The sequence below is a fragment of the Guyparkeria sp. WRN-7 genome, assembly GCF_001641825.1.
In the GTDB taxonomy this organism is placed as follows: domain Bacteria; phylum Pseudomonadota; class Gammaproteobacteria; order Halothiobacillales; family Halothiobacillaceae; genus Guyparkeria.
The window spans coordinates 1-25,599 of the sequence record NZ_LRFH01000014.1; the positions used below are offsets into that span (position 1 = coordinate 1).

The 25,599-nt window shown below is 67.6% G+C and carries 25 protein-coding genes; 12 read left to right on the forward strand and 13 right to left on the reverse strand.

The window, feature by feature from the left end; genetic code table 11:
* Positions 1-214: 214 nt before the first annotated feature.
* Entirely contained in the window at positions 215-1,390 is a 1,176-nt protein-coding gene (gene tyrS / locus AWR35_RS04590; protein WP_058574780.1) for a tyrosine--tRNA ligase, read from the reverse strand.
* 114 nt (positions 1,391-1,504) lie between these two features.
* Between tyrS and AWR35_RS04595 the strand changes: the two genes are divergently transcribed.
* Positions 1,505-3,079 carry a peptidoglycan DD-metalloendopeptidase family protein gene (locus tag AWR35_RS04595; RefSeq protein ID WP_058574781.1) on the forward strand — a complete coding sequence of 525 codons (1,575 nt, stop codon included), beginning with the start codon at positions 1,505-1,507 and terminating at the stop codon, positions 3,077-3,079.
* A complete protein-coding gene (locus tag AWR35_RS04600; protein WP_282096949.1) occupies positions 3,069-4,229 on the forward strand; it encodes an anhydro-N-acetylmuramic acid kinase in 1,161 nt (386 codons plus the stop codon). The genes AWR35_RS04595 and AWR35_RS04600 overlap by 11 nt, the downstream gene beginning before the upstream one ends.
* 15 nt (positions 4,230-4,244) lie before the next feature.
* Here AWR35_RS04600 and AWR35_RS04605 read toward each other — a convergent pair whose 3' ends face one another.
* The 3 genes from AWR35_RS04605 to argC form a co-directional block, all read right to left on the reverse strand.
* Positions 4,245-5,399 carry a citrate synthase gene (locus AWR35_RS04605; RefSeq protein ID WP_058574782.1) on the reverse strand — a complete coding sequence of 385 codons (1,155 nt, stop codon included), beginning with the start codon at positions 5,397-5,399 and terminating at the stop codon, positions 4,245-4,247.
* A gap of 69 nt (positions 5,400-5,468) precedes the next feature.
* Positions 5,469-5,843: an iron-sulfur cluster insertion protein ErpA gene (gene erpA, locus AWR35_RS04610; RefSeq protein WP_197408133.1), complete on the reverse strand. Its 375-nt coding sequence runs from the start codon at positions 5,841-5,843 to the stop codon at positions 5,469-5,471.
* Positions 5,844-5,958: 115 nt separating this feature from the next.
* Complete coding sequence (argC, locus tag AWR35_RS04615; protein WP_058574783.1) at positions 5,959-6,990, reverse strand: N-acetyl-gamma-glutamyl-phosphate reductase; 1,032 nt, start codon at positions 6,988-6,990, stop codon at positions 5,959-5,961.
* A 166-nt stretch (positions 6,991-7,156) separates the two neighbouring features.
* Between argC and AWR35_RS04620 the strand changes: the two genes are divergently transcribed.
* The 5 genes from AWR35_RS04620 (at position 7,157) to AWR35_RS04640 (ending at position 13,986) form a co-directional block, all read left to right on the forward strand.
* On the forward strand, positions 7,157-9,106 hold the full coding sequence (locus AWR35_RS04620; protein ID WP_058574784.1) for a chloride channel protein: 1,950 nt from the start codon (positions 7,157-7,159) through the stop codon (positions 9,104-9,106).
* A 91-nt stretch (positions 9,107-9,197) separates the two neighbouring features.
* Complete coding sequence (locus tag AWR35_RS04625) at positions 9,198-9,752, forward strand: TlpA disulfide reductase family protein (RefSeq protein WP_058574785.1); 555 nt, start codon at positions 9,198-9,200, stop codon at positions 9,750-9,752.
* Positions 9,753-9,864: 112 nt separating this feature from the next.
* Positions 9,865-10,623 carry a type I methionyl aminopeptidase gene (gene map, locus AWR35_RS04630; protein WP_058574786.1) on the forward strand — a complete coding sequence of 253 codons (759 nt, stop codon included), beginning with the start codon at positions 9,865-9,867 and terminating at the stop codon, positions 10,621-10,623.
* A gap of 4 nt (positions 10,624-10,627) precedes the next feature.
* Positions 10,628-13,324, forward strand: a complete 2,697-nt coding sequence (gene glnD / locus AWR35_RS04635; RefSeq protein WP_058574787.1) for a [protein-PII] uridylyltransferase — start codon at positions 10,628-10,630, stop codon at positions 13,322-13,324.
* On the forward strand, positions 13,321-13,986 hold the full coding sequence (locus tag AWR35_RS04640) for an RluA family pseudouridine synthase (protein ID WP_066185076.1): 666 nt from the start codon (positions 13,321-13,323) through the stop codon (positions 13,984-13,986). The genes glnD and AWR35_RS04640 overlap by 4 nt, the downstream gene beginning before the upstream one ends.
* Here the strand turns inward: AWR35_RS04640 and AWR35_RS04645 are convergent.
* On the reverse strand, positions 13,983-14,375 hold the full coding sequence (locus AWR35_RS04645; protein ID WP_058574788.1) for a VOC family protein: 393 nt from the start codon (positions 14,373-14,375) through the stop codon (positions 13,983-13,985). The genes AWR35_RS04640 and AWR35_RS04645 overlap by 4 nt on opposite strands.
* Positions 14,376-14,493: 118 nt before the next feature.
* Here AWR35_RS04645 and dapC point away from each other — a divergent pair, with 118 nt between their 5' ends.
* Together dapC and dapD are read left to right on the forward strand one after the other, a co-directional pair.
* Positions 14,494-15,702, forward strand: a complete 1,209-nt coding sequence (gene dapC / locus AWR35_RS04650) for a succinyldiaminopimelate transaminase (protein WP_058574789.1) — start codon at positions 14,494-14,496, stop codon at positions 15,700-15,702.
* A 166-nt stretch (positions 15,703-15,868) separates the two neighbouring features.
* Positions 15,869-16,693 (forward strand): 2,3,4,5-tetrahydropyridine-2,6-dicarboxylate N-succinyltransferase, encoded by an 825-nt coding sequence (dapD, locus tag AWR35_RS04655; protein WP_197408158.1) that lies wholly within the window; start codon positions 15,869-15,871, stop codon positions 16,691-16,693.
* A gap of 72 nt (positions 16,694-16,765) precedes the next feature.
* Here dapD and AWR35_RS04660 read toward each other — a convergent pair whose 3' ends face one another.
* Genes AWR35_RS04660 through phoB form a run of 3 tightly spaced genes read right to left on the reverse strand, consistent with a single transcriptional unit; the run spans position 16,766 to position 19,562 of the window.
* Entirely contained in the window at positions 16,766-17,365 is a 600-nt protein-coding gene (locus AWR35_RS04660; RefSeq protein WP_058574791.1) for a class I SAM-dependent methyltransferase, read from the reverse strand.
* A gap of 56 nt (positions 17,366-17,421) precedes the next feature.
* Positions 17,422-18,840 (reverse strand): phosphate regulon sensor histidine kinase PhoR, encoded by a 1,419-nt coding sequence (gene phoR / locus AWR35_RS04665; protein ID WP_058574792.1) that lies wholly within the window; start codon positions 18,838-18,840, stop codon positions 17,422-17,424.
* 35 nt (positions 18,841-18,875) lie between these two features.
* The gene (gene phoB / locus AWR35_RS04670) at positions 18,876-19,562 is read right to left on the reverse strand and encodes a phosphate regulon transcriptional regulator PhoB (protein ID WP_058574793.1); all 687 of its coding nucleotides are present in this window, start codon (positions 19,560-19,562) and stop codon (positions 18,876-18,878) included.
* Positions 19,563-19,729: 167 nt separating this feature from the next.
* Between phoB and nadC the strand changes: the two genes are divergently transcribed.
* Positions 19,730-20,566 (forward strand): carboxylating nicotinate-nucleotide diphosphorylase, encoded by an 837-nt coding sequence (gene nadC, locus AWR35_RS04675; RefSeq protein WP_058574794.1) that lies wholly within the window; start codon positions 19,730-19,732, stop codon positions 20,564-20,566.
* A 15-nt stretch (positions 20,567-20,581) separates the two neighbouring features.
* On the opposite strand, the gene AWR35_RS04680 is transcribed toward nadC, so the two are convergent.
* Complete coding sequence (locus tag AWR35_RS04680; RefSeq protein WP_058574795.1) at positions 20,582-20,908, reverse strand: hypothetical protein; 327 nt, start codon at positions 20,906-20,908, stop codon at positions 20,582-20,584.
* A gap of 143 nt (positions 20,909-21,051) precedes the next feature.
* Here AWR35_RS04680 and AWR35_RS04685 point away from each other — a divergent pair, with 143 nt between their 5' ends.
* A complete protein-coding gene (locus AWR35_RS04685; protein ID WP_058574796.1) occupies positions 21,052-21,396 on the forward strand; it encodes an ArsC family reductase in 345 nt (114 codons plus the stop codon).
* Positions 21,393-22,547: a succinyl-diaminopimelate desuccinylase gene (dapE, locus tag AWR35_RS04690; protein ID WP_058574797.1), complete on the forward strand. Its 1,155-nt coding sequence runs from the start codon at positions 21,393-21,395 to the stop codon at positions 22,545-22,547. The genes AWR35_RS04685 and dapE overlap by 4 nt, the downstream gene beginning before the upstream one ends.
* A 47-nt stretch (positions 22,548-22,594) precedes the next feature.
* Here dapE and proB read toward each other — a convergent pair whose 3' ends face one another.
* From proB to rplU, 4 genes are all read right to left on the reverse strand, one after another.
* On the reverse strand, positions 22,595-23,713 hold the full coding sequence (proB, locus tag AWR35_RS04695) for a glutamate 5-kinase (RefSeq protein WP_058574798.1): 1,119 nt from the start codon (positions 23,711-23,713) through the stop codon (positions 22,595-22,597).
* Between the two features lie 2 nt (positions 23,714-23,715).
* A complete protein-coding gene (gene cgtA, locus AWR35_RS04700) occupies positions 23,716-24,786 on the reverse strand; it encodes an Obg family GTPase CgtA (protein ID WP_058574799.1) in 1,071 nt (356 codons plus the stop codon).
* Positions 24,787-24,907: 121 nt separating this feature from the next.
* Entirely contained in the window at positions 24,908-25,165 is a 258-nt protein-coding gene (rpmA, locus tag AWR35_RS04705; RefSeq protein ID WP_058574800.1) for a 50S ribosomal protein L27, read from the reverse strand.
* 32 nt (positions 25,166-25,197) lie between these two features.
* Positions 25,198-25,509, reverse strand: a complete 312-nt coding sequence (rplU, locus tag AWR35_RS04710) for a 50S ribosomal protein L21 (RefSeq protein ID WP_058574801.1) — start codon at positions 25,507-25,509, stop codon at positions 25,198-25,200.
* Positions 25,510-25,599 lie beyond the last annotated feature (90 nt).

Below are 25,599 nucleotides of genomic sequence, written 5' to 3' on the forward strand. Positions count from 1 at the left end.
CTTACGCTCGTCGTGTCACCTGTCAAGACCTGTTTTCGATCTTTTTTGGTGACTCCCGGTGCGGCGTTTTGCCGTCGGGAGGAGCGAGCATTCTACGCTCGCTGCAGCGTCCGTCAAGTGCTTTTTAATGCCTTTTTGGAGCTGCCCTCCGGGCGATGGCGCTTGGCCTGTGCCCCGTGAGGAGGAGCGCATCTTACGCGCTTTGGCGGGGGCGTCAACCCCCCGCGACGATGATTTTTGCCAGGCGCCGCTTACCCACCTGAACGACCGACTCGCCCGCCGGCAGGATCAACCCCCGATCGTCGACCCGCTCACCGTCGAGCTTCACCGCACCGGCCTTGATATGCCGAAAACCCTCGGAGTTCGACTGGATCAGCCCGGCCCGGTTGAGTGCCTCGACGATCGCCACCCCTTCCTCGAGCTGCACCTCGGGCATGTCGTCCGGCAGCTGCTTTTTCTGGAAGCGGGCGACGAAGGCATCGCGCGCCTTCTCGCCCGCGCCCTTGCCGTGGAACCGGTCAACCAGCTCCACCCCAAGCTCGAACTTGATGTCGCGCGGGTTGCGCCCGGCGTCCATTGCCTCGCGCAGGCGCGCGATCTCTTCTAAGGGGCGGAACGACAGCAACTCGAAGTAGCGCCACATCAGATCATCGGAAATGGACATGAGCTTGCCGAACTGCTCGTCGGCCGGCTCCTCGATGCCGATGTAGTTGTTGAGCGACTTCGACATCTTGTTGATGCCGTCGAGGCCCTCAAGGATCGGCACGGTCATGACGACCTGCGGCTTCTGGCCGTACTGCTTCTGCAGTTCGCGCCCGACCAGGAGATTGAACTTCTGATCGGTGCCGCCGAGCTCGACATCGGCCTCGAGCTCGACCGAGTCGAACCCCTGGATCAGCGGATAGAGGAATTCGTGCACCGCGATCGACCGGTTCTCGCTGTAACGCTTGTGAAAGTCATCGCGCTCGAGCATGCGGGCGACCGTATAACGACTCGCCAACTGGATCAGGTCGGCGGCACTCTTCTTCCCCATCCAGTCGGAGTTGAAGACGATGCGCGTCTTGTCGGGATCGAGAATGCGGAAGATCTGGCGCTCGTAGGTGCGCGCGTTCTCCTTCACAGCCTCCGGAGTGAGCGTGGGGCGGGTGGCATTCTTGCCGGTGGGATCACCGATCATGCCGGTGAAGTCACCGATCAGAAAGATGACCTCGTGACCGCGCTCCTGGAACTGGCGCAGCTTGTTGATCAACACCGTGTGCCCCAGATGGAGATCCGGCGCGGTCGGGTCAAAACCGGCCTTGATCCGCAGCGGCCGCCCTTCGGCCAGCCGCTCGACCAGCTCCTCGCGGACCAGCACCTCGTCGGTTCCCCGACACAACTCCGCCAGCATCTGCGCTTGCTCCTGAGACACGATTCACCCTTCCAAGAATTACGTTGAATGGCTGCTGAAAGCCGGTTATGTTACCGGTTTTACGCGATATTTTTCTGCCAGGTTTATACATCCATGCAACAGCGCCCTCTTTTCAACCGCAAGCGCCGGCCGACGCGCCTGATTCGGCGCACGCTTCTGGTCGGTCTCGGCACTTTCGCCCTGACCGCCGCCATCTGGCAGATCCTCCCCGAGGACGAGACGAACGCCGTTCAGACCAGACAGGGCAGCGCCGCCGGCAACGAGATCCCGCTGACGCTCGAGGCGATCGATGCCCCCCCCAGCCACGCAAGCCAATCGGCGACCGGCTCCAGCACCGCGGCCAAAGCGGGCAACGCGCCGAAACAACCGGCATCCGCCCAGACCGTGAGCCTGGAAAGCCGCCCCAACTTCGACATCCCGGGCAAGAAGGAGGCGCTCGAGGCGATCGAGCAGCCCGAAAAGAACACCGCGGCCATCGATGCGCCGAGCGCCGACGCCGCGATGCCGGAAGCAGATCCGATCGAGGAGCACACGGTCACCGTCCACTCCGGCGACACGCTCTCGACCATCTTCGAGAAGGCCGGGCTGGGCTACAGCGACGTACTGCGAGTACTGGACCTGGGTGACGATGCCAAGCGCCTCGAGCGCCTGCGTCCGGGCGAGACGCTCGTCCTGATGACCGACGAGGCAGACGAGTTCGCCGGGCTGAAATACGAGCTGGATGCCGAGAGCGAGCTCAACATCTTCCGTGACGACGCCGACAGCCTGGTCGCGAAGATCGACGCCCTGCCCAGCGAGAAACGACTGGTCTCGGCCGGAGGCACCATTCGCGGCTCGCTGTACCAGTCGGCGATTGCCACCGGCGTTCCGCCGGCCCAGGTGATGCAGCTCGCCGAGGTGTTCGGCTGGAAGGTCGACTTCCTGCGTGACGTCCGTGACGGCGACCAGTTCCGCCTGATCTACGAGGTGCGCGAGCGCGAGGGCGAACGGCTGGGCACCGGCCAAATCGTCGCCGCCGAGTACGTCAACCGCGGCGAGCGTTTCAAGGCGGTCCGCTACACCTCACCCGATGGCACCACCGGCTATTACGAGCCGGACGGCAGTAGTCTGGAGCGCGGGTTCCTGCGCTACCCGGTCGAGTTCTCGCGCATCAGCTCGAGCTTCAATCCCAAGCGGCTGCACCCGATTCACAACACGGTCCGCCCGCACAACGGCGTCGACCTGGCCGCGCCGACCGGCACCCCGATCAAGTCCGCCGCCACGGGTCGGGTCACCTTCGTCGGCTGGAAGCACGGCTACGGCAAGGTGGTCCAGGTTCGTCACGACAGCAAGAACGAAACGCTCTACGCCCACCTGTCGGGCTTCAAGGCCAACCTCAAGCGCGGCGTAAAGGTCGAAAAAGGCGCGACCATCGGCTACGTCGGCATGACCGGCGCGGCGACCGGCCCGCACCTGCACTACGAATTCCGCGTCCACGGCAAGCCACTCAACCCGCTTAAGGTCGAACTGCCGGAAGCCAAGCCGATCGCCTCCGCGAACCGTCAGGATTTCCTCAAGCAGACGCGCGATCCGCTCGATCAGCTTGCCCGCATCCAGATCGACGTCGAGGGTGAGCAGCCGGTCCACCTCGCGAGCAACGAGCGCACCGCCGACTCGAGTGGCGACTGATTCGCGCGCGACCAGCCCCGAGCTTTACATCGGGGCGATGACCGGGACGAGCATTGACGGGCTCGACCTCTGCCTCTGCGACTTCGCGTCCAGCCCGCGACTGGTGGCCCATCACCAGCAACCGCTGGACGAGCCGCTCGCCACCACCCTGCGACAGCTCGCCCGCGGCGACACGGCCGGGCCACAACCCGCCCCTGCCCATGACGCGATCGATCGGCTCGGCATCGCCGACCGGCAGCTCGCCGAAGCCGTGGCGGCCGGCGTGGAGCAACTGCTTGCGGCGGCCGGCGTGGCGGCAGCTGACGTACATGCCATCGGCTCACACGGACAGACCGTCCGCCACCGCCCGAACTGGGGCGCGGCGACCTTCACCCTGCAACTGGGCGACCCCAGCCGCATCGCCGAACTGACCGGCATCACGGTGGCTGCCGACTTCCGTCGCCGCGACATCGCCGCCGGCGGCCAGGGCGCACCACTCGCCCCGCCGGCCCACGCCGCGCTGTTCCCACCAGACGATGCCGGCCGGATCGTGATCAACCTCGGCGGCATCGCCAATGCCTCGATCCTGCAGGCCGGTGCCGAACCGCTCGGCTTCGACACCGGGCCGGCCAATACCCTGATGGATGCCTGGCACGCCCACCACCGACACGAACCCTTCGATCGCGACGGACGCTGGGCCGCCAGCGGGCGGGTCAACCTGTCGCTGCTCGAGGCACTGCTTGACGACCCGTTCTTCGCCGCCGACGCACCGAAGTCGACCGGGCCGGAGCACTTTCACCTCGACTGGCTCCGCACACGCGGCGGCCCGCAACTGAACGTGCTGCCGCCCGAGGACGTCCAGGCAACCCTGCTGGAACTGACGGTCGAAAGCATCGCCGGCGCCATCGCGCCGTGGCTGGAAGATCGACCGGAGATGCCGGTCACCCTCTGCGGCGGTGGCGCCTACAACCAGCAGCTGGTCGCGCGGCTGCGCGAGCGGCTGGGGACGTCGGTGGACAGCAGCGCGGCACTGGGGATCGCGCCGGAATGCGTCGAGGGTGCCGCCTTCGCCTGGCTGGCGCGGCAGCTGCTCAGTGGCAAGCCCGGCAACGCGCCGGCGGTGACCGGCGCGGCCGGGCCGCGGGTACTGGGTGGGATCTACCCCGCCTGACGGCGGGAGGGCCGATCAGCGAGCGCCGATCGAGCGGTATTCACGCGGGCTTTCGCCGACGTAAACCTGGGTGGGGCGGTAGATGCGGTTGTTCGCGATCTGCTCCTTCCAGTGCGCCAGCCAGCCGGCCGTGCGCGAGATGGCAAAGATCGGCGTGAACTGGTCGCGGGGGATGCCGAGCTCCGCGTAGAGCAGCCCCGAGTAGAAATCGACGTTCGGGTAGACGCCCTTGCCGGAAAGCCGCTCGGCCGCCTGCGTCTCGAGCTCGCGGGCAATCTCGTACAACGGCGAGAGCTGGCCGCCGCGGTGCTCGCGCAGCTGCTCGAGCAGCCCCTGCAGGATGTCCGCGCGCGGGTCCTTGACCTTGTACTCGCGGTGACCGAAGCCCCAGATCACTTCCTTGTTGGCAAGCTTGGCTTCCAGCCACGGCTCGACGTTCTCCACCGAGCCGATCTCGTCGAGCATGTTGAGCACCCGCTGGTTGGCGCCACCGTGCAGCGGGCCGGCCAGGGTGCCGATCGCCGAGGCCACCACCAGGTTGGGCGGCGCGAGGGTCGAGCCGCAGACGAGCGAGGCGAACGTCGAGGCGTTCAGCGTGTGCTCGGCATGCAGGATCAGGCAGGCGTCCATGATGCGCGCCTCGATCGGGTCCGGCTCGCGCTCGGTCATCATGTAGAGGAAGTTCTCCGCGTAGGAGAGATCCGCGCGCGGCTGGACCGGGTCGTCACCCTTGCGGATGTGCTCCCACATCGCCACCAGCGTCGACATGCTGGCGAGGATCTTGATGATCATCTGCTCGACGAACTCGCTGTCGGCGTTGACGCCGTTCGCCGTCATGCGCTCCTGACCCGGGTAGAACATGCCCAGGCTCGCCACGCAGGTCTGCAGGGCCTCCATCGGATGCCCGTCGATGGGCAGGAACTTCATGATGTCGCGGACGTTGTACTTCACGCGACGGTTGCGGCGCAGCTCGGCATCGAACTCCGCCAGCTCGAGCGCTGTCGGCAGGTCGCCGTGAATCAGCACCCACGCGGTTTCCTCGAACGTGCTCTGGCGGGCCAGATCCACGATGCGGTAGCCACGATAGGTCAGGAGACCGGCCTGACCGTCCAGATATGAAATGGCAGACTGCGCCGCCGGCACACCCTGCAAACCCGGTACGAAATCCATCGACAACGCCTTGTTAAAACCCTGGAAACGCAAGACGCGGGCACTGCCCGCGTCCTGACCCAAACGGAATCAGATCGAGAACGACGAACCGCAGCCGCAGGTGGTCGCGGCATTGGGGTTGCGGATCACGAACTGCGCGCCGGAGACGTCCTCCTTGTAGTCGATCTCCGCGCCCTCGAGATACTGGATGCTCATCGGATCGACCAGCAGGGTCACCCCGTTGCGCTCCACGGCCGTGTCGTCCGGCTGGGCCTCTTCCTCGAACATGAAGCCGTACTGAAAGCCCGAGCAGCCGCCGCCGGTGATGAACACGCGCAGCTTCAGACCGGGATTGCCTTCCTCCTCGATCAGAGACTGGACCTTGCGCGCCGCATTCTCGGTAAAGACCAGCGGCGTGGCGTCGGCGGCCGGTTCGGCCACCATGGTATCGGTTGCGTCAGCCATCGCGTTCACCTCAATCGATTGCGCGCCCGGTCGGCCGGGACCACCCCGCTCGACCGGCAAACCCACAGTCTATCAGACCATTGGCCGATTCATGTCAGCCTGCCAGGGCCCTCGCTCAGGGCGAGAGCGCGACCAGGTCCAGCCCGGCCGTTTCCGGGCAGCCGAGCATCAGGTTCATGTTCTGCACCGCCTGCCCGGCCGCCCCCTTGACCAGGTTGTCGATCACGCTCGACACCACCAGCATCGGCCCATCCAGCGGGCGATGCACGGCCATCCGGCAGAGGTTGTTGCCGCGTACGCTGCGGGTCTCCGGGTGGCTGTTCGGCGGCATCACGTCGACGAACGGCTCCTCGGCGTAGTAACGCTCGTAGCGCTGCTGCAGGTCGTCCGGCTCGCCTGCCAGGGGCAGATAGACGGTCGATTCGATGCCACGCACCATCGGCACCAGGTGCGGCACGAACGTCAGGCCGATCTCGCGCTCGGCCACCGCGGTCAGTGTCTGGCGGATCTCCGGCTGGTGGCGGTGACCGGCCGCGGCGTAGGTGCGCACGCTCTCGCCGGCCTCGGCCATCAGGGTGTGCACCGCCGCCGAACGGCCGGCACCGCTGGCGCCCGACTTGGTGTCGGCGACGATCCGGTCGTGCTCGACCCACTCGGCACCCATCACCGGCAGGATCGCCAGCGTGGTGGCGGTGACATGGCAGCCGGGATTCGCGACCAGCTGCGCCCCGCGGATCTCGTCGCGATAGAGCTCGGGCAACCCGTAGGCGGCCTGCGCGACCCAGTCGGGCGAGGCATGCTCCATGCCGTACCAGCGCGACCAGACATCCAGATCCTTGAGGCGGAAGTCGGCAGCCAGGTCGATCACCCGCACGCCCTGCTCGAGCAGCGCCGGCGCCTCGCGCATCGCGATGCCGTTGGGCGTGGCGAAGAACACCAGGTCGCAGGCCGCCAGATCCGCCTGCCCCGGCTCGCTGAAGACCAGGTCGGTATGGCCGCGCAGGCTCGGGTAGAGGTCATCGACCCGACGCCCCGCCTCGCCGCGGGAGGTCATGGCCACCACCTCGACGTCCGGGTGATGGGCCAACAGGCGCATCAACTCGACCCCGGTGTAACCGGTGCCGCCGACGATTCCGATCTTCTTCATTGCTTTGCTCGACTCCTGGTACGTGAGACCTCGGGTCGGGCGCCGCCGAGCGGGCGGCGGCGTTCGAACCCGGCCGGTAATCGTGGCATATTAGCAGGCCCGTGCGGCGTGCCATTCGTCGCGACCGACCGTTCATCGCTCTTTCTTCCTTCGGGAGGCCCGGCCCGTGACCGCTCTGCTCGCTCGCATCCAGGACTGGCTCGGCCGACCGTTGAGCCGGTTCATCGAGCGATTGCGGCTGCGACTGGCCCAGCCCGACGCGCTGCTGCAAGTCACGGTACTGGGCCTGCTCGCCGGCCTGGTCGCCGCCCTGATGGTGGTCGCCTTCCGCCTCGCCCTCGAAGGCCTGCAGGTCTACGGCCTCGGCCTGCCCGGCGCCGAACGCTACGAATCCCTGCCCGCCGAATGGCGGCTCCTGCTCCCCGTCGCCGGCGCCCTGCTGCTGGGGCTCGCCTTCCACATGCTCCCCTTCGGCATGCGCAACGTCGGCGTGGGCCACGTGATCATCCGCTTCCACCGCTTCGGCGCCAACCTGCCGTGGCAGAACGCCATCGTGCAGTTCTTCGCCGGGATCTGGGGGCTGCTGATCGGCCTGACCGGCGGGCGCGAAGGGCCGGGCATTCACCTGGGTGCGTTCGGCGGCAGCCTGATCGGCCACTCGCTCGGTCTGCCGAACAACAGCGTGCGTACCCTGTCGGGCTGCGGCGTGGCTGCCGCCATCTCGGCGGCCTTCAACACGCCACTGGCCGGGGTGATATTCGCCCTCGAGGTGGTGATCAAGCAGTACACGCTCGCCAGCTTCCTGCCGGTCATCCTCGCCTCCTCGATGGGCGCGCTGCTCGCGACCACCGTGTTCGGCCCGGAAACGGTGTTCAATATCGAGATCCATCACCAGATGTCGTTCTGGGAGGTGCCGACGCTGCTGGGCCTGGGGCTCGTGATCGGCGCGATGGCGGCCGGCTATATCCAGATCGTCGAGGGCACCATCGCCAGGAGCTGGAAGTGGCCGGTCTGGGCGCGCTTCACCGCCGCCGGCGTGGCCACGGGGTTGATCGGCCTGTGGGTGCCGGAGGTGCTTGGTATCGGCTATGACACCACGGCGCTGGTCGCCGCCGCCGAACTGACGCTCGGCGCCCTGCTGGTGGTGGCGCTGGCCAAGTGGCTGCTCGCAAGCATGACCGTCGGGCTGGGGTTGCCGGTGGGCACCATCGCCCCGATCCTGATGATCGGCGCCATGGTCGGCGGCACCCTCGGCAGCCTGCTCTACCACCTCGAACAGATCCCGCTGGCCGACGTCGCCTTCTATACCGTACTGGGCATGGGCGCGATGATGGGGGCGACCCTGCAGGCACCGCTCGCCGCACTGGCAGCCGTCCTGGAGCTGACCAGCGACACCGGCGCGATCCTGCCGGCGATGATCACCATCGTCGTCTCGGGGCTGGTCAGCCGCATGGTCTTCGGCAAGGACGCGCTCTACGACGCCATGCTGCGGGCCAACGACCAGCAGATGCCGGGGCCGTCACTATGGTTCAACGGCGACAACATCGGCGTCTCGAGCGTGATCGAACGCCGGGTCGCCGAGGTGGCCTGCCCCTGCAACCTCGCTCGCTTCGGGCAAGCGCTGGAGGACAAGCCGGCGTGGATCGTCCTGCGCGACGAGGAGCGCAACGCCATCGGGGTGATCCGCTACGCCCCGGCCCGCGCGGCCTACGACCACCTGTTCAACCAGGCACTGTTCGACGCACAGGCCGAGGCCGACCGGGCCGCCAAGGAGGACGAAGCCGAGACGCGGGCGACCGACGAGACGCCGCCAGCCGTCGAAGGCGCGCCCGAACCGGCCGCGGCCCAGACGGAGGAGACAGCGACGGGCGAGGAAGATGCCGAGGCCCTGGCCCAACGGGTGCGCGAGAACGTCATGCTCGACCCGGCCGACATCAGCGGCTTCTATCGCGCCGCCGACGTGGAGGTGGGCTACACGCTCACCCAGGCACAGCGCGTGATGCGCGAGCAGGATGTCGGCGTCCTGGTCGCCCGCCGCATGATCGGATCGAAGCAGGCACGCACGCTGGGCGTGATGACCGCGGCGATGCTCGAGCAGGCGATCGTCGAACGTTGACGCAACGCCTTCGGCCATCGAAACTTTGCCCGCGGCCACGGGTCCATTATTACCGGGCCGATGCCCGCTCACTGCCACACGAGGGTTCGACATGACGCATCGCAGCCACCACAGCCGAATCGACGACACCACCACCGGCATCGATGCCGGTCGTCGCCGCCTGCTGCTCGGCGGGACCGGCGCGCTGCTGTCGCTGGGGCTAGCCGGCTGCTTTTCCGAACCCAGCATCGCGCTCGAAGGCGTAACCGTGCAGGACCTCGACGGCAATCCGGTCGCCCTGGATTCGATCAAGGGCAAGCCCACCGTGATCACCTTCTGGGCAACCACCTGCCCGGGCTGCGTCAAGGAAATCCCCCATATCCAGGAACTGCACGACAAGTACGCCGACCGCGGCGTCAACGTGGTGGGACTGGCGATGAGCTACGACCCGCTCGACCAGATCAACGCCATGGTCGAGCAGAAGGACATGACCTACACCATCTGGCAGGACAAGAGCGGTCGCGGCGCCGAGGTCTTCGGCCCGGTGCGGGTCACGCCGACCTTCTTCATCCTCGACCGCGAGGCGCGGGTGGCCTACCAGAAGATCGGCCTGATCGACATGGACCGGGTCGAGGGGATCATCCAGGGCCTTATCGAGTCGGCGTAATCCTTCGCCCCGACGACGCCCCGCGAGCCGGGGCGTTTTTCGTTACACTGTGGGTCTTTGCGCGCCGCGGGATGCGGCGGCGAACACAGTCAGGGGAGCCCGTTTCCAGGTCATGAACATTTCCATCAAGACCCCCGAGGAAATCGAGAAGATCCGCATCGCCAGCCAGCTCGCCGCCGAGGTGCTGGTGCTGCTGCGCGAGCACGTGCGTGCCGGCGTGACCACCGGCGAGCTCAACGAGATCGCCCACAAGCACATCACCGAGGTGCAGGGCGGCACGCCGGCCACGCTCGGCTACCACGGCTTCCCCGCCTCCATCTGCACCTCGCTCAATCACCAGGTCTGCCACGGTATCCCGGCCGACAAGACCCTGCGCGACGGCGACATCCTCAATATCGACGTCACCGTGATCAAGGACGGCTGGCACGGCGACACCTCGGCGATGTACACGGTCGGCAAGCCGTCCGTGCGCGCCCAGCGCCTGATCGACGTCACTTACGAGGCGATGATGAAGGGCATCGAGACGGTGCGCCCCGACGCCACCCTTGGCGACATCGGCCACGCCATCCAGACGCATGCCGAGGCGAGCGGCTTTTCCGTGGTGCGCGAATACTGCGGTCACGGCATCGGCCGCAACTTCCACGAGGACCCGCAGGTGGTCCACTACGGCAAGCCCGGCGAGGGCGTGCGCCTCAAGGAAGGCATGGTGTTCACCATCGAGCCGATGATCAACGCCGGCAAGAAGGAGATCAAGCTGCTGGGCGACGGCTGGACGGTGGTCACCAAGGACCACTCCCTGTCCGCCCAGTGGGAGCACACGGTCGCCGTGACCAGCGACGGGGTCGACATCCTCACCCAGCCGCCCGCCTGATCCCATGCATCCTGCCCCTGAAGGCCGCTTCGCCGACCAGATCACCTTTCCCGCCGACCGACCACTCGCCCGCCAGCTCGAGGCGCTGAATCAGCACTGGGCCGACGCGCTGGCCGACGAGAACAGCGCGTGCGACTTCATCAACGAGGTCACCGCCCGGGTCGATAGCGCGCTGCGCGCCCTGTGGGACGACAAGCTGGCCGACACTCCCTGTGCGCTGGTGGCCGTCGGCGGCTACGGCCGCGGCGAGATGTTCGTCCACTCGGACATCGACATCATGGTGCTCACGCCGGACCACGCGCACGACGACGCGGTCCAGGCGTTCCTCTACACCCTGTGGGATACCGGCCTGTCGATCGGCTACGCGGTGCGCAGCCTCGATGAATGCCTCGAGGCCGCCGAGGACGCCACCGTCTACACCAGCCTGATCGAGTCCCGCCTGATCGCCGGCAACCGGGAACTGCTGACACGACTCGATGCGGCCATCCGCGACGACAACCGCTTCGATCCGGCCTGGTTCTTCGCCGAGAAGCTCGACGAACAGCAGGCCCGCTACGAGTCGCACGACAACGTCGGCACCAAGATCGAACCGCACATCAAGGAAGGCCCGGGTGGCCTGCGCGACCTGCACACCATCCGCTGGCTGGCCAACCGCATCGACGGCGCACCCACCCTTGCCGGCATGCACCGGGCCGAACTGCTGCGCGACGACGAGTTCCAGGCGCTGGCGCGTGCCGAGTCACTCCTGTTCCGCATCCGCATCGGGCTGCACGGCCTGGCCGAGCGTGCGGAGGAGCGCCTGCTGCTCACCCACCAGAAGACGCTCGCCGGTGCCTTCGGCTACCAGGGTGAGCAGGACGGCAACCTCGCGGTCGAGCGCTTCATGCAGCATTTCTTCCGCGCCACTATCGAGGTCGAGCGCCTCAACCAGCTCCTGATCCAGCGCTGGCGCGAACGGCTGCACCCGGAGATCCTCGAGCCGGTCGAGCCGCTCAACCCCCGCTTCATCATGCGCGGTCGGCTGATCGAGACCCGCGATGCGCAGGTGTTCATGCGCTCGCCTACCGCGATCCTCGAGCTGTTCCTGCTGCTGGCCGAACACCCGGAGCTCGAGGGCATGACGGCGGCGACCGCCCGCCAGCTGCGTGCCAACCTGTCGGTGATCGACGCCGGCTTCCGCGCCAACCGCCAGGCCAAGACCCTGTTCCTGCGGCTACTGCGGGCGGACCGCGGCGTCTACCTCGCGCTGCGCAACATGAACCTCACCCGGGTGCTGGCCGCCTACATCCCGGCATTCGCGCCGATCGTCGGCCTGATGCAGTTCGACCTTTTCCACGCCTACACGGTCGACACCCACACGTTGCTGGTGATCCGCAACCTGCGCCGGCCGGCCCTGCCCGAATACCGCGACGAGAACCCGACCGCCGCCGAGGCCTTCGCCCGCATTCCGCACCCCGAGGTGCTTTACCTGGTGGGTCTGTTCCATGACATCGCCAAGGGCCGCGGCGGCGATCACGCGGAGCTGGGGGCGGTCGACGCGCGCGAGTTTGCCCGCGAACACGGCCTGTCCCGCGCCGACATCGATCTGGTCGGCTGGCTGGTCGAGCAGCACCTGCTGCTGTCGTTCACCGCCCAACGCCAGGACATCGAGGACCCGGAAGTGATCCGGCGCTTCGCCGAGCAGGTGGGCACGCCGGAACGGCTCGACTACCTCTACCTGCTGACGGTGGCCGACATCCGCGCCACCAACCCGCAGTTGTGGAACTCCTGGCGCGACACGCTCTTGAAGCGCCTGTTCGAGCTTACCCACCAGCACTTCGCCGAAGGGGTGCGCTCCTCGGCACAGATCGTCCGCGAGACCCGCCGTGACGCCAATCGCCAGGGGTCGAGCGAGGGCATGGATGCCGGCAAGCTGGCCGCTTGGCTCTCCGGCATGCCGGAGGAATACTTCCTGCGCAACGAGATCGACAACATCCTGCGTCACTCGCGGGTGGCGGTCGACGCCGACCTGCCGGCACTGACGATCAACGACGACCCGCAGCACCAGGCGACGCAGATCCTGATCCTCGCCCAGAACCACCCGGCGCTGTTCGCCCACGTGGTCGCGGGCATCGACCGCGAGGGGCTCAACGTCCAGTCGGCCAACATCACGGTCATCCCGCGCCCGCTGGTCACCGAGAGTGGCCTGAATGCGGTCGACGATGAGGGCAATCGCGAGCAGCTGCCCGAATCCGAACTGATTCTGCTGGAGTTCTTCGTCCTCGACCGCGAGGGACATGCGGTCAGCGACCCCGGTGCCATCGAGGCGCTGCACGAACGACTCGAAGGCGTGATCCACCGCCCCGAGCGCGCCCTGTCGGTGACGCGCCGGCGCACCCCGGCCCAGCTCTCCAGCCTCGACGTCGACACGGAGGTGGAGTTCGTCGCCGACGTCGCCCGTGCCCGCACCATGATCCAGGTGCTGGCCAAGGACCGCCCCGGCCTGCTCGCCGACCTCTCCGACACGCTGTGGCGCATGGGGGCGATCCTGCTGCACGCGCGCATCGCCACGCTGGGCGAACGCGCCGAGGATGCCTTCTTCGTCGTGGACCAGAACGGCCACCCGATCAACGACCGCGACCACCAGCAGGCGATCGCCGAGGCGCTGATCCGCGCGGCCAAGGGCAGCCAGGGCCAGCAACAGGGCGAGAAGCAGGCATGAGCCCGATCGACCACACTGCAGCGGCAAACCAGCCGGTGGGCGACTGGGCGCTGCTCGACGAGCGACGCGACTTCCTGGTGGTGGCCAAACCCGAGCAGATGCTCTCGGTGCCCGGCATCGGTCCGGACAAGCAGGACTGCCTGATCACGCGGGTGCAGACGGAATTCCCGGAGGCGCGCATCGTCCACCGGCTCGACTGGGACACCTCGGGCCTGCTGGTGCTGGCACGCAATGCCCGCGCCCACTCGTTCCTCTCCAAGGCCTTCGCCGAGCGACGGGTGGACAAGACCTACGTGGCACTGATCGACACGCCACTGGAGCCTGCCGAAGGGCTGATCGACCTGCCGATCGGCAAGGACCCGGAGCGCCGGCCGCGCTATCGCATCGACCCGGAACGCGGCCGGCCGTCGCAAACGCGCTACCGCATGGCAGACAGCGACGAAACAGCCGCGCGGGTGATCCTCGAACCGATCACCGGCCGCTCGCACCAGCTACGCGTGCACCTGCTCGCCCAGGGGCGGCCGATCCAGGGCGATACGCTCTATCACCCCGAGGGCGGCCGCCACCGGCGCCTGATGCTGCACGCCACCCGGCTGGCCTTTCCCGACCCGGAGCATCCCACCGACCCCGCGGTCGACTACGAGCTCGACGCGCCGTTCTAACCAGCCCCCAGCAACTCGACGGCATTGCCGTCCGGGTCGCGGAAGAACAGCGCGTCCCGCCCCGAGCGTGAGCGGGTAAAGGCGATCCCGGCTTCGGCGAGACGCTCGGCGAAGGGCGCCGTTGCCGTCACCCGCAGGGCGAAGTGCCGGTCGCGCCCGCCGTGCTGCGGACGTCCGTCGCGCGGATCGGGATCCGGCAGCTCCAGCAGGTGCAGGGCCTGACCGCCGCCCAGCGACAGCCATGCCCCGGGGAAGCCGAGGTCGGGCCGGGGCAAGACGGCCAGGCCCAGCACCTCGGCGTAGAATCGGCAGGCCGCATCGGCATCGCCCACCAGCAGGCTCACATGGTCGATGCCGCAGACGTCGCGGCGGTTGTTGGCGTCACTCATCACGAACTCCCCGGTTCGGTTCTCGCAGCGATGGGACCGGCAGCCTATAATGCCCGGCCGCGCCGGGAAACCTCGGCGCGCATCCGCCGCCACTCCGCAAGATTCGACGACTTCCGGCATGAACTCCAACCTCGACCGACTGCACCCCTACCCCTTCGAGAAACTGGCCGAGCTCAAGGCCGGCGCCGAACCGCCGGCCGACCGCGCTCACATCCCGCTGTCGATCGGCGAGCCGCGCCATGCCCCGCCGGCGATCGTCCTCGACACCCTGCGCGAGGCCCTGCCGGAGATCGCCCGCTACCCGGCCACGAAGGGCGAACCGGCGCTGCGCGAGGCGATGGCCGGCTGGCTGAGCCGGCGCTTCAACCTGGCCGAGGGCCTGCTCGATCCGGAAGCCAACGTGCTGCCGGTCGCCGGCACCCGCGAGGCGCTGTTCGCCATCGCCCAGGCGGTGGTCGATCGCGACACCGGCGACCAGCCGCCGGTGGTGCTGATGCCCAACCCCTTCTACCAGATCTACGAAGGCGCGGCCCTGCTCGCCGGTGCCGAGCCCTACTACTACCCGACGCTGCCGGAAAACGGCTTCCTGCCGGATTTGGATGCCATCCCCGAATCGATCTGGCAACGTGCGCAGCTCCTGTACGTCTGCTCGCCGGGCAACCCCAGCGGGGCGGTGATCGATGCGCCGCGCTATCAGGACCTGCTGGCGAAGGCCGCCCGCCATGAGGTGGTCGTGGCCGCCGACGAGTGCTACTCCGAGATCTACTTCGACGAGTCCGAGCCGCCCACGGGCCTGCTCGAAGTGGCCGCTTCCCGAGGTGGCGAGACGCCGTTCGCGAACGTGGTCGTCTTCCACAGCCTGTCCAAGCGCTCCAACCTCCCGGGACTGCGCTCCGGGCTGGTGGCCGGGGATGCCGCCGTGCTCAAGCGCTTCCTGCGCTACCGCACCTACCAGGGCTGCGCCCTGCCGCTGCCGACCCAGCAGGCCAGCATCACGGCGTGGAACGACGAGGCGCACGTGCGCGCCAACCGCGGCTTCTACCGCGAGAAGTTCGACGCGGTGCTCGAACTCCTCGAGCCGGTCGCCGGCATCGAGGTGCGGCGGCCCGACGCCGGCTTCTACCTGTGGGCCGGGGTCGAGGGCGACGAACGCGACTTCGCCCGCCGCCTGTTCGCCGAACAGAACGTCACCGTGCTGCCGGGGCGCTTCCTCTCGCGCGAGACCGACGGGGTGAACCCGGGCGCGGGCTTCGTGCGCATGGCGCTGGTGGCCGAGCTCGAGGATTGCGTCGAGGCGGCCAAGCGGATTCGGACCATGCTGGGCTGACGCCCCCGGCGGTCGAAAGCGCATGGCACGCGCCCGGAGGGAGTCGTCACAACGTCACCGACGAACTGTTGTTACAATAACCGCCAGCAACGCATCCCTTTTCCCGGCCGGCCTGCACAGGTCGGCCGCTCGTTTTTCCAAGCATTTTCAGGAGCATCCGATGGACATCAATGCCATTCGCGACACCATCGAGTCGGCCTTTGAGCGCCGCGCCGAGATCAACCCGTCCAACGCCCCGGCCGACGTGGTCGAGGCGGTCGAGACCGCACTGGCCGGGCTGGACGACGGCTCGCTGCGCGTGGCCGAGCGCCGCGGCGTGGGGGACTGGCAGGTCAACGAGTGGCTCAAGAAGGCCGTGCTGCTGTCGTTCCGCCTGCGCAACAACGAGGTGGTCTCCGGCGGCGACGTGAACTACTTCGACAAGGTGCCGACCAAGTTCGCCGACTGGGACCAGGCACGCTTCGAGGCCGCCGGCATGCGCGTGGTGCCGAACGCCGTCGCCCGCCGCGGCAGCTTCATCGCCAAGAACACCGTCCTGATGCCCTCCTACACCAACATCGGCGCCTACGTCGACGAGGGCACCATGGTCGACACCTGGGCGACCGTCGGCTCCTGCGCCCAGATCGGCAAGAACGTGCACCTCTCCGGTGGCGTGGGCATCGGCGGCGTACTCGAGCCGCTGCAGGCCGCTCCGACCATCATCGAGGACAACTGCTTCATCGGCGCGCGCTCCGAGATCGTCGAGGGCGTGATCGTCGAGGAAGGCGCGGTGATCTCGATGGGCGTCTACATCGGTCAGTCGACCAAGATCTACGACCGCGAGACCGGCGAGATCCACTTCGGCCGCGTCCCGGCCGGCTCGGTGGTCGTCTCCGGCAGCCTGCCGTCGAAGGACGGCAAGTACAGCCTCTACTGCGCGGTGATCGTGAAGAAGGTGGACGAGAAGACCCGCAGCAAGGTCGGCATCAACGAGCTGCTGCGCGACGTGTAACCACAACCGGGACAACCGGCTGGTGACGAAAAAGGCCCGGGGGATCCCGGGCCTTTTTTTGTGCGCGGAGGATCAGTCGCCCCGCCGGCCCACGCCGTGGGTGACGAATCCCGGGCCGTTGTGACCAGGCCCCTCGTCGAGCAGCACCTTGCCCTCGGCGAGGATCAACCACTCGACCCCGGACAGGTCGTGAGCGAGATCGCTGGCACGCACCAGCATGTCGGCCCGTTTGGGCCCGCCGCTCTGGTAGGCCAGCTGGCGGGGGTGGAACAGTTCGACGATCAGCAGGCCACCCGGGCGCAGGGCCGCCACGGCCCGCCGGTAGACCTCGCGCCGCGCCTCCGGCTCGAAGTGCAGGTAGATCAGCACCACGGCGTCGAAACCGTCCTCCTCCCAGTCCCACTCGGTGAGATCGGCACAGTGGACGGCCAGACTGACGTCGCGCTCGTCGGCCAGCTGGCGGGCCTTGGCGCAGCCGACCGTCGAATAGTCGACCGTGGTGACGTCGAAGCCCTTGTCGGCCAGCCAGACGCCGTTGCGTCCCTCGCCGTCGCCCAGCACCAGCACGCGCGCCCCCGGCGTCAGACGATAGATCTGGCTGACCAGGAACTCGTTGGGATGGGTCCCGTAGAGGAAATCCACCTGGCCGTACTTCTCGTTCCAATCAATCATCGCCGTTCCAGGGTTCCGACATTGTTACGTCCGTGTGCAGGGAAGGAGGTCGCAGTCTAGCAGGCGGGCGCCGAGTCCGCGTCGGCCGGGAAGATCACGCGAAAGCAGCTGCCCTTGCCGGGCGTGCTTTCGATCGCCAGACGGGCGGAGTGGCGAAGCGCGACGTGCTTGACGATTGCCAGCCCCAGGCCGGTGCCGCCACGCGAGCGCGAGCGACCGACGTCGATGCGGTAGAAGCGCTCGGTCAGGCGCGGAATGTGCCGCGCCTCGATGCCGATGCCCGAATCGCAGACCGAAAACACCGGCCGGCCCTGCTCATCGCGCGCCCAGCGCACCACCACGCGCCCGCCGGCCGGGGTGTACTTGATCGCGTTGAAGACCAGGTTCGAGAATGCCGACTGCAGTTCGCGCGGCACGCCCCACAGCCTCAGCCCGCCGTCCAGCCCCGACTCGATCACGTGCCCTTCCTCGCCGGAGATCAGGCGGGCGTCATTGAGGATCGGCTCGAGCAGCTGGCCGACATCGATCGGCTCGAACAGCTCGACGTCGGGCTGCGAGGTCTCCAGGCGCGAGAGCAGCAGCAGGTCCTCGACGATCCGCCGCATCCGATCGGCCTGCTGGTGCATGTTCGACAGGATGCGCAGCATCTGCGGGTCCTGTCCCTCGTCGGTATCGAGCAGGGTCTCGACGTAACCGGCAAGCACGGTCAGCGGCGTGCGCAGCTCGTGGGAGACGTTGGCGACGAAATCCTGCCGCACCCCCTGCAGGCGATGCAGGGCAGTCACGTCCCGGCCGATCAGCAGGTAGCGATCCGAGCCGTAGGGTTCGATGCGCAGGCTGAGGCTGCGGGTCTCGTCACCGGGCGCGGTGATCTCCAGCGGCGGGCGCTCGGGGCCCTGGGCGAGCCACGCGGTGAAGGCGGGAGCCCGCCAGAGATTGTCGACGCGCAGCCCGATGTCCGAGCGGCTGAAGCCGAGCATCTCGATCGCCGCCAGGTTGAGCCATTCGATCTGGCGGTCCTCGGTGAGGACCACCATGGCGTCCGGGACCGACATGGCCGAGTGGTGATAGCGCTTGAGCAGGCGCACCAGGCGGCGCTGACGGCGAAACCAGGCCCGGCGCAGTCGGCGCTGACGCGCCTGCACCAGCCCGGGCACGCCCCACACCCGGCGGCGATGCCAGCTCACCGGCAGGCTGCGCGCCAGATAGGCCAGCCGCACCAGCAGGCCCAGGGTGTAGACGCCCAGGCCGAAAGCCACCGCCCAGCCCCAGTGCGCATCCCAGCCAGCCGACTCGCCGACAATACCCGCCACCAGCGCCAGCAAGGCAGCAGCGGCCAGCAGCGCGACCTCCTCGCGCCAGGCGCGCAGGCGAGCCTGGGCCCGTCGGGCGGTCCGCGCCCGGGCACGGCGCTCGATCTGATCGCCCTCGCCGGGACGAGTGGCCAGCGGCAGTCTGGGGTCGGCCTGGTTCATCGACACCTCGTCGGTCGGCCCACGGGCCGGCGGGTTCAGTGCGCCGAGAGGCGGTAGCCGACTCCGCGCACGGTCTGGATCAGGCCATCATAACCGCTGGGCGCGAGCACCTTGCGCAGGCGCAGGATGTGCACGTCGACGGTGCGCTCCTCGACGTAGGCATTCTGCCCCCAGACACGGTCGAGCAACTGGGCGCGCGTGAAGACGCGGTCGGGGTGCTTCATGAAGAAGGCCAGCAGGCGGAATTCGGTCGGGCCGATGTCGATCGGTTCGTCCGCGGCCGTCACGCGGTAGCTTTCCTGGTCGAGCTTGAGCCCGGCCACGTCCAGCACCGGGTTTTCGGTCTCGGGCGACACCCGCCGCAGCACCGCCTTGATGCGCGCCATCAGTTCGCGCGGCGAGAACGGCTTGGTGACATAGTCGTCGGCGCCGGCCTCAAGGCCACTGACCTTGTCCTCCTCTTCGCCGCGCGCGGTGAGCATGACGATCGGCACGTCCTTGGTGAGCTCGTCACGCTTGATCCGGCGGGCGAACTCGATGCCGCTGGCACCCGGCAGCATCCAGTCGAGCAGGATCAGGTCGGGCTGACGGTCGGCAAGGCATTCATAGGCCTCCTGCACGTCACCGGCCTCCACCAGTTCGTAGCCCGCGCGTCCCAGCGCGAAAGCCACCATTTCGCGAATCGGCTTCTCGTCTTCGACAATCAGTATGGTCTTTTGCATCGATCCGTTCCGGCCACGGCCGGCCCTCGGGGAGTCATGGATGAGTCTCGATCGGCATTAGACGTCTTCACGATGACAACAACATGACAAGATGACAGCATGACGCCGCCGCGACCAGCGCAAACCCGCTAGAATAGCGCCCCTTGAGGCTCGAAACGGTGCCAAGCATGACCAAAGCCGACCCCGATATCGTCGCGCTCGACGTGACCCGCGCCCTGGACGAGGACATCGGCACGGGCGACGTCTCCGCCCAGCTGATCCCGGCCGACCAGACGGCCCACGCCCGCATCATCAGTCGAGAGCCGGCCGTGCTTTCCGGCATCGCCTGGGCAGATGCCGCCTTCCGACGGGTCTCGCCGAACGTGCGGATCGAATGGGCGGCGGCCGACGGTGACAGCCTGTTTCCCGAGCAGAGCCTGTGCCTGATCAGCGGACCGGCCCGCCCCATGCTGACCGCCGAGCGGGTCGCGCTCAATTTTCTGCAGACCCTGAGCGCGACCGCCACCGTCACCCGGCAGTTCGTCGAGGCGGTGGAGGGCACCGGGGCGCAGATCCTCGACACCCGCAAGACCCTGCCCGGCCTGCGCTACGCGCAGAAGAAGGCGGTCACGGACGGCGGCGGCATGAACCACCGCATGGGCCTGCACGACATGGTGATGCTCAAGGAGAATCACATCCGCGCCGCCGGCTCGATCACCGAAGCGGTGCGCGCTGCCGGCGTGATCGGCCGCGACCTGCCGCTGGAGGTGGAGGTGGAAACGCTCGAGCAGCTCGACGAGACCCTGGCTGCCGGCGTCAAGCGGGTGTTGCTGGACAACTTCTCGCTCGAGCAATTGGGCGAGGCGGTCGAGATCAACCGCGGTCGGGCCAAGCTCGAATCGTCCGGCAACGTCTCGCTGGAAACGGTGCGTGACGTCGCCGAAACCGGGGTGGACTACATTTCCATTGGCGCCCTGACCAAGCACGTCCAGGCGGTCGACCTGTCGATGCGCTTCGTCGACTGATTCGACCGGGGACCGTCAGTCAAACTGGTAGTACTCGTGATTGAGGTAGGCGGTGACGGCATCGACCTCTTCGTCGAACCACGGCAGACTGAAGTTGGTCGCACAGCCTTGGACCATGGTGCGCAGGCTTTCGTAATCGCTGATGTTGCCCGCTTCCGCGCGCGCCTCGAACCAGGCATCGTCATGCGGGACCATGTGGCACTCGGCACAGTGCCCGGCGAACAGGTCGCTGCCCCAGGAAATGTCCGACTCGGCGGCCACCGGCGAGGCCAGCAGAATGCCGGCGGCAAGGCTCAGTGCCTTGGTCGGGATTGATGTCGTTCGCGTCGTCCTGATCCACATGGCAATGCCACTCCGTCTTTGCTGCAATTCGCGTCTGGGCCGTGTTTGCCGGCCACAGCGAATTCGAGTGTAGGACGACGTCTTTGATAGGAAAATCAATTTTTCCTATGCCGAACAACAATTTTCACTTAAATGAGCTATCGATGATCACGGTCTACGGCATTCCCAACTGCAACAGCGTGAAGAAGGCACGCACCTGGCTCGACGAGCAGGGCCTGGCGTACACGTTTCACGACTTCAAGAAGGCAGGGCTGCCTGAGGAGCGACTGGATCACTGGTTGGAACGCTTCGGCTGGGAAACGGTGATCAACCGCCGCGGCACGAGCTGGCGCCGCCTGCCTGCCGCGGAACGCGAGGCGATGGATACCGCTCGCGCCCGCGAAGCGGCCATCGCCAACCCGAGCCTGATCAAACGCCCGGTCGTGGAAAGCGACGAGCAGATGCTGATCGGCTTCGATGCCGACAACTGGCAGGAGGCACTGGCATGACGGACTCGACCATCGATCTCGCCCGCGACCTGATCCGGCGTCCGTCAGTCACCCCGGATGACCGGGGCTGCCAGCCGCTGATCGTCGAGCGGATCGCCCCGCTGGGATTCGCGATCGAGTCGCTGCGCTTCGAGGAGGTGGACAACCTCTGGGCGGTGCATGGCCGGCAGGGTCCGCTGTTCGTCTTTGCCGGGCACACCGACGTGGTGCCGACCGGCGAGGCCTCGCGCTGGAGCTACCCACCGTTCGGCGCCGAGGTCCACGGCGGCCGACTCTACGGCCGCGGCGCCGCGGACATGAAGGGCTCGGTGGCCGCCTTCGTCACCGCCGTCGAGCGCTTCCTCGCCCGCCAGCCCGAACCGGCCTTCCGGCTGGGCTTTCTGATTACCAGCGACGAGGAAGGCCCGGCGCAGCACGGCACCAAGCGCGTGATGCAGTGGCTGCGCGAGAAGGGCATCTCGATCGACTGGTGCCTGGTGGGCGAGCCGTCGAGCCGGAATCGTCTCGGCGACGAGTTCAAGATCGGTCGACGCGGCTCGATCACCGGCAACCTCGTCATCGAGGGACGCCAGGGCCACGTCGCCTACCCGCATCTGGCGGACAACCCGGTGCACCGCGCGGCACCCTTCCTCGACGAGCTGGTGAACATCGAATGGGATCAGGGCAATGCCCACTTCCCGCCGTCAAGCCTGCAGATCGCCAACATCCACGCCGGCACCGGCGCGAACAACGTCATCCCCGGTGAGCTCGAGGTGCAGTTCAACCTGCGCTTCAACACCGAAACCTCGGTCGAGGGCATCAAGGCACGCGTCGCCGAGCTGCTCAAGCGCCACGGCCTGTCCTATCGGATCGACTGGCATCTGTCGGGCGAGCCGTTCCTGACCCGCGATGACGGCCCGATGGTCGGCGCGGTTGAACGGGCCGTCGATGACGTCCTGGGCAGCACGCCGACGCCATCGACAGCCGGCGGCACCTCGGACGGGCGCTTCATCGCTCCGACCGGCGCGCAGGTGATCGAGCTGGGACCGCTCAACGCCACCATTCACCAGATCGACGAGCACGTCGCCGTCGAGGATCTGAAGACCCTCTCGGCCATCTACGAGCGTCTGCTGGACGAACTGGATCGGGAAGCACGGCGTCTGGCCGAGTAAGACGGGTGCCCGGCGGTGGATACCGGGCGAGAATAGCGGCGAGGGTCCTAGAGCAGGACCAGGTTGTCGCGATGCACCAACTCGTTCTCCTCGCGATAGCCGATGATCTCGGCGATCTCCTGGCTCGAACAGCCCACCAGCCGCGCGGCATCGGCACTGGGGTAGTTGACCAGTCCACGAGCAAACTCGAGCCCCTCGGCATCGACGATCGACACCAGCTCGCCACGGGCGAACTGCCCCGATACCGCCGTCACGCCGACCGGCAACAGCGAGCGCCCCTGCTCGGCCACGGCTCGGGCGGCACCGGCATCGACCCGCAACTGGCCGCGCACCCGCAACTGACCGGCCAGCCACTGCTTGCGCGCCGCCAGCCGGTTGGTGGCCGGATGGAAATGCGTTCCCAGCGGCTCGCCCGCCGCCAGGCGGCAGAGCACGTCGGCCTCGCTGCCAGCGGCAACGATGGTGGCCGCCCCGGAGCGGGCGGCGCGCTTGGCGGCGAGCACCTTGGTGTACATGCCACCGCGACCTAGGCGCCCGCCTTCCGGCGAGGCCATGCCCTCGAGCGCGGCATCGCCGGCGGTCACCTCGGCGAGCAGCTTCGCGTCGGGCTGCTTGCGCGGGTCGGCCTCGAACAGCCCGGGCTGGTCGGTGAGGATCACGAGCATGTCGGCCTCGACCAGGTTGGCGACCAGCGCGGCCAGGGTGTCGTTGTCACCGAAGCGGATCTCGTCGGTGGCGACCGTGTCGTTCTCGTTGACCACGGGCACCACGCCCAGATCGAGCAGGGCGCGCAGGGTGCTGCGCGCATTGAGGTAGCGTTCGCGGTCGACCAGGTCCTCGTGGGTCAGCAGGATCTGCGCCGAGTGGGTGTCGAAGCGGGCCAGCCCCTCCGCGTACGCCTCGACCAGCCCCATCTGACCGACGGCGGCGGCCGCCTGCAGCTTGGGAAGGGACTCGGGGCGGTCTTCCCAGCCGAGCCGGGCCATGCCCTCGGCGACCGCCCCCGAGGTGACGATCACGATCTCGCGCCCCTCGCGCCGCAGCTCGGCGAGCTGACGCGCCCAGGCGGCGATTGCCTCCCGGTCGAGCCCGCGGCCGTCGCCGGTGACCATCGCCGAGCCGATCTTCACCACCCAGCGCTGGTAGCCCCTGACCTCGTCACGCATGCTCAGCCCTCCGTCGACCCCGAGCGGCCGCCCTGCTCCTCACGCTCGCGCGCCCACTCGGCCTCAAGGTACTCGAGTATCGCCCAGACCAGAGGCTGCGTGCCGGTCTTGTCGAGCGCGCTGATGGCAAATACGGGCCCGTCGAGGCCGATCTCGTCGGCGAAACGACGCTTGAGTGCCTCGATGTTCGCCTCGCGTTCCTCTTCCAGCCAGACGTCGATCTTGTTGAGCACCAGCCAGCGCGGCCGTTCGGCGAGCGAGACGTCGTACTTCTCGAGCTCTTCCTCGATCGCCGCAACGCTCTCGACCGGGTCGACCTCGTCGTAGGGGGCCACGTCGACCACGTGCAGCAGCAGGTTGGTGCGCGCCAGGTGCTTGAGAAAGCGGATGCCGAGCCCGGCACCCTCGGCCGCGCCCTCGATCAGGCCGGGAATGTCGGCGACCACGAAGCTGCGGTGCGGCTCGGGCGCGACCACGCCCAGATTGGGGTAGAGCGTGGTGAACGGGTAGTTGGCCACCTTGGGGCGGGCGTGCGAGATCGCACGGATCAGGGTCGACTTGCCGGCATTCGGCTGGCCGAGCAGACCGACGTCCGCCAGCACCTTGAGCTCGAGGCGCAGGCGGCGATCGTCGCCGGGGGTGCCGTCGGTCTTCTGCCGCGGCGCACGGTTGACCGAGCTCTTGAAGCGCGTGTTGCCCAGACCGTGCCAGCCGCCCTTGGCAACCAGCAGCTCGGCGCCGGCCTCGACCACCTCGCCGATCACCTCGCCGGTGTCCTCGTCGTGCACCACGGTGCCCAACGGGACGTGGACGTGCAGGTCGTGCCCCTTCTTGCCGGTCATGTTGCGCCCGGCACCGTTCCGGCCGCGCTCGGCCTCGTAGTGGCGCTGGAAGCGGAAGTCGGCCAGCGTGTTGAGATTCTGATCACCGATCAGGTAGACCGATCCGCCATCGCCGCCATCGCCGCCGTCCGGCCCGCCGTAGGGCACATACTTCTCGCGGCGAAAGCTCACCACGCCATTGCCGCCGTCGCCGGCCTTGACCTTGATGGTGGCTTCATCGACAAATTTCACGACACGATCCCCGCAATTTCCCGCCCGAACGGGCCACAAACACGAAAGCCCCGCACGCAGGCGGGGCTCAGACGGCAGTCACCGGCCAGCCGGGCTGACCGTCGACTTACATCGCGCCAGCTTAGGCCGACTCGATGCTGACGAAACGGCGGCTCTTCGGACCCTTGGTCTCGAACTTCACCTGGCCGTCGGTCAGGGCGAACAGGGTGTAGTCGCGGCCGACGCCCACGTTGCTGCCGGCGTGGAACTTGGTGCCACGCTGACGAACGATGATGCTGCCCGCGGAGACGGATTCGCCACCGAAGCGCTTCACGCCGAGGCGCTTGCTTTCACTGTCGCGACCGTTCCGGGTAGAGCCCGCTGCTTTTTTATGTGCCATGGTTCAAGTCTCCTGGTCTGGATACCGGGCGCTTAGGCGCTGATACCGGTGATCTTGATTTCGGTGTAGGCCTGACGATGGCCCTGACGCTTCATGTGGTGCTTGCGGCGGCGGAACTTGATGATGTCCACCTTCTTGCCGCGACCCTGGCCGACGATCTCGGCGGTGACGCTCGCGCCATCAACGGTGGGGGTGCCCACCTTGATGTCAGAGCCGTCGCCGACCATCAAAACCTGATCCAGCGTCACGGTGCTGCCGGCTTCGCCAGAGAGCTTCTCGACGCGCACCTTGCTGCCTTGCTCGACGCGGTACTGCTTACCGCCGGTAACGACCACTGCGTACATGCTGTAAAACCCGAATGTTTATGCGTAAAAGGGCTGGCGACACAGAGGCATCGCCAGCCGGCGTTGTTTGAAGGCGCGCAATCTTAGCGA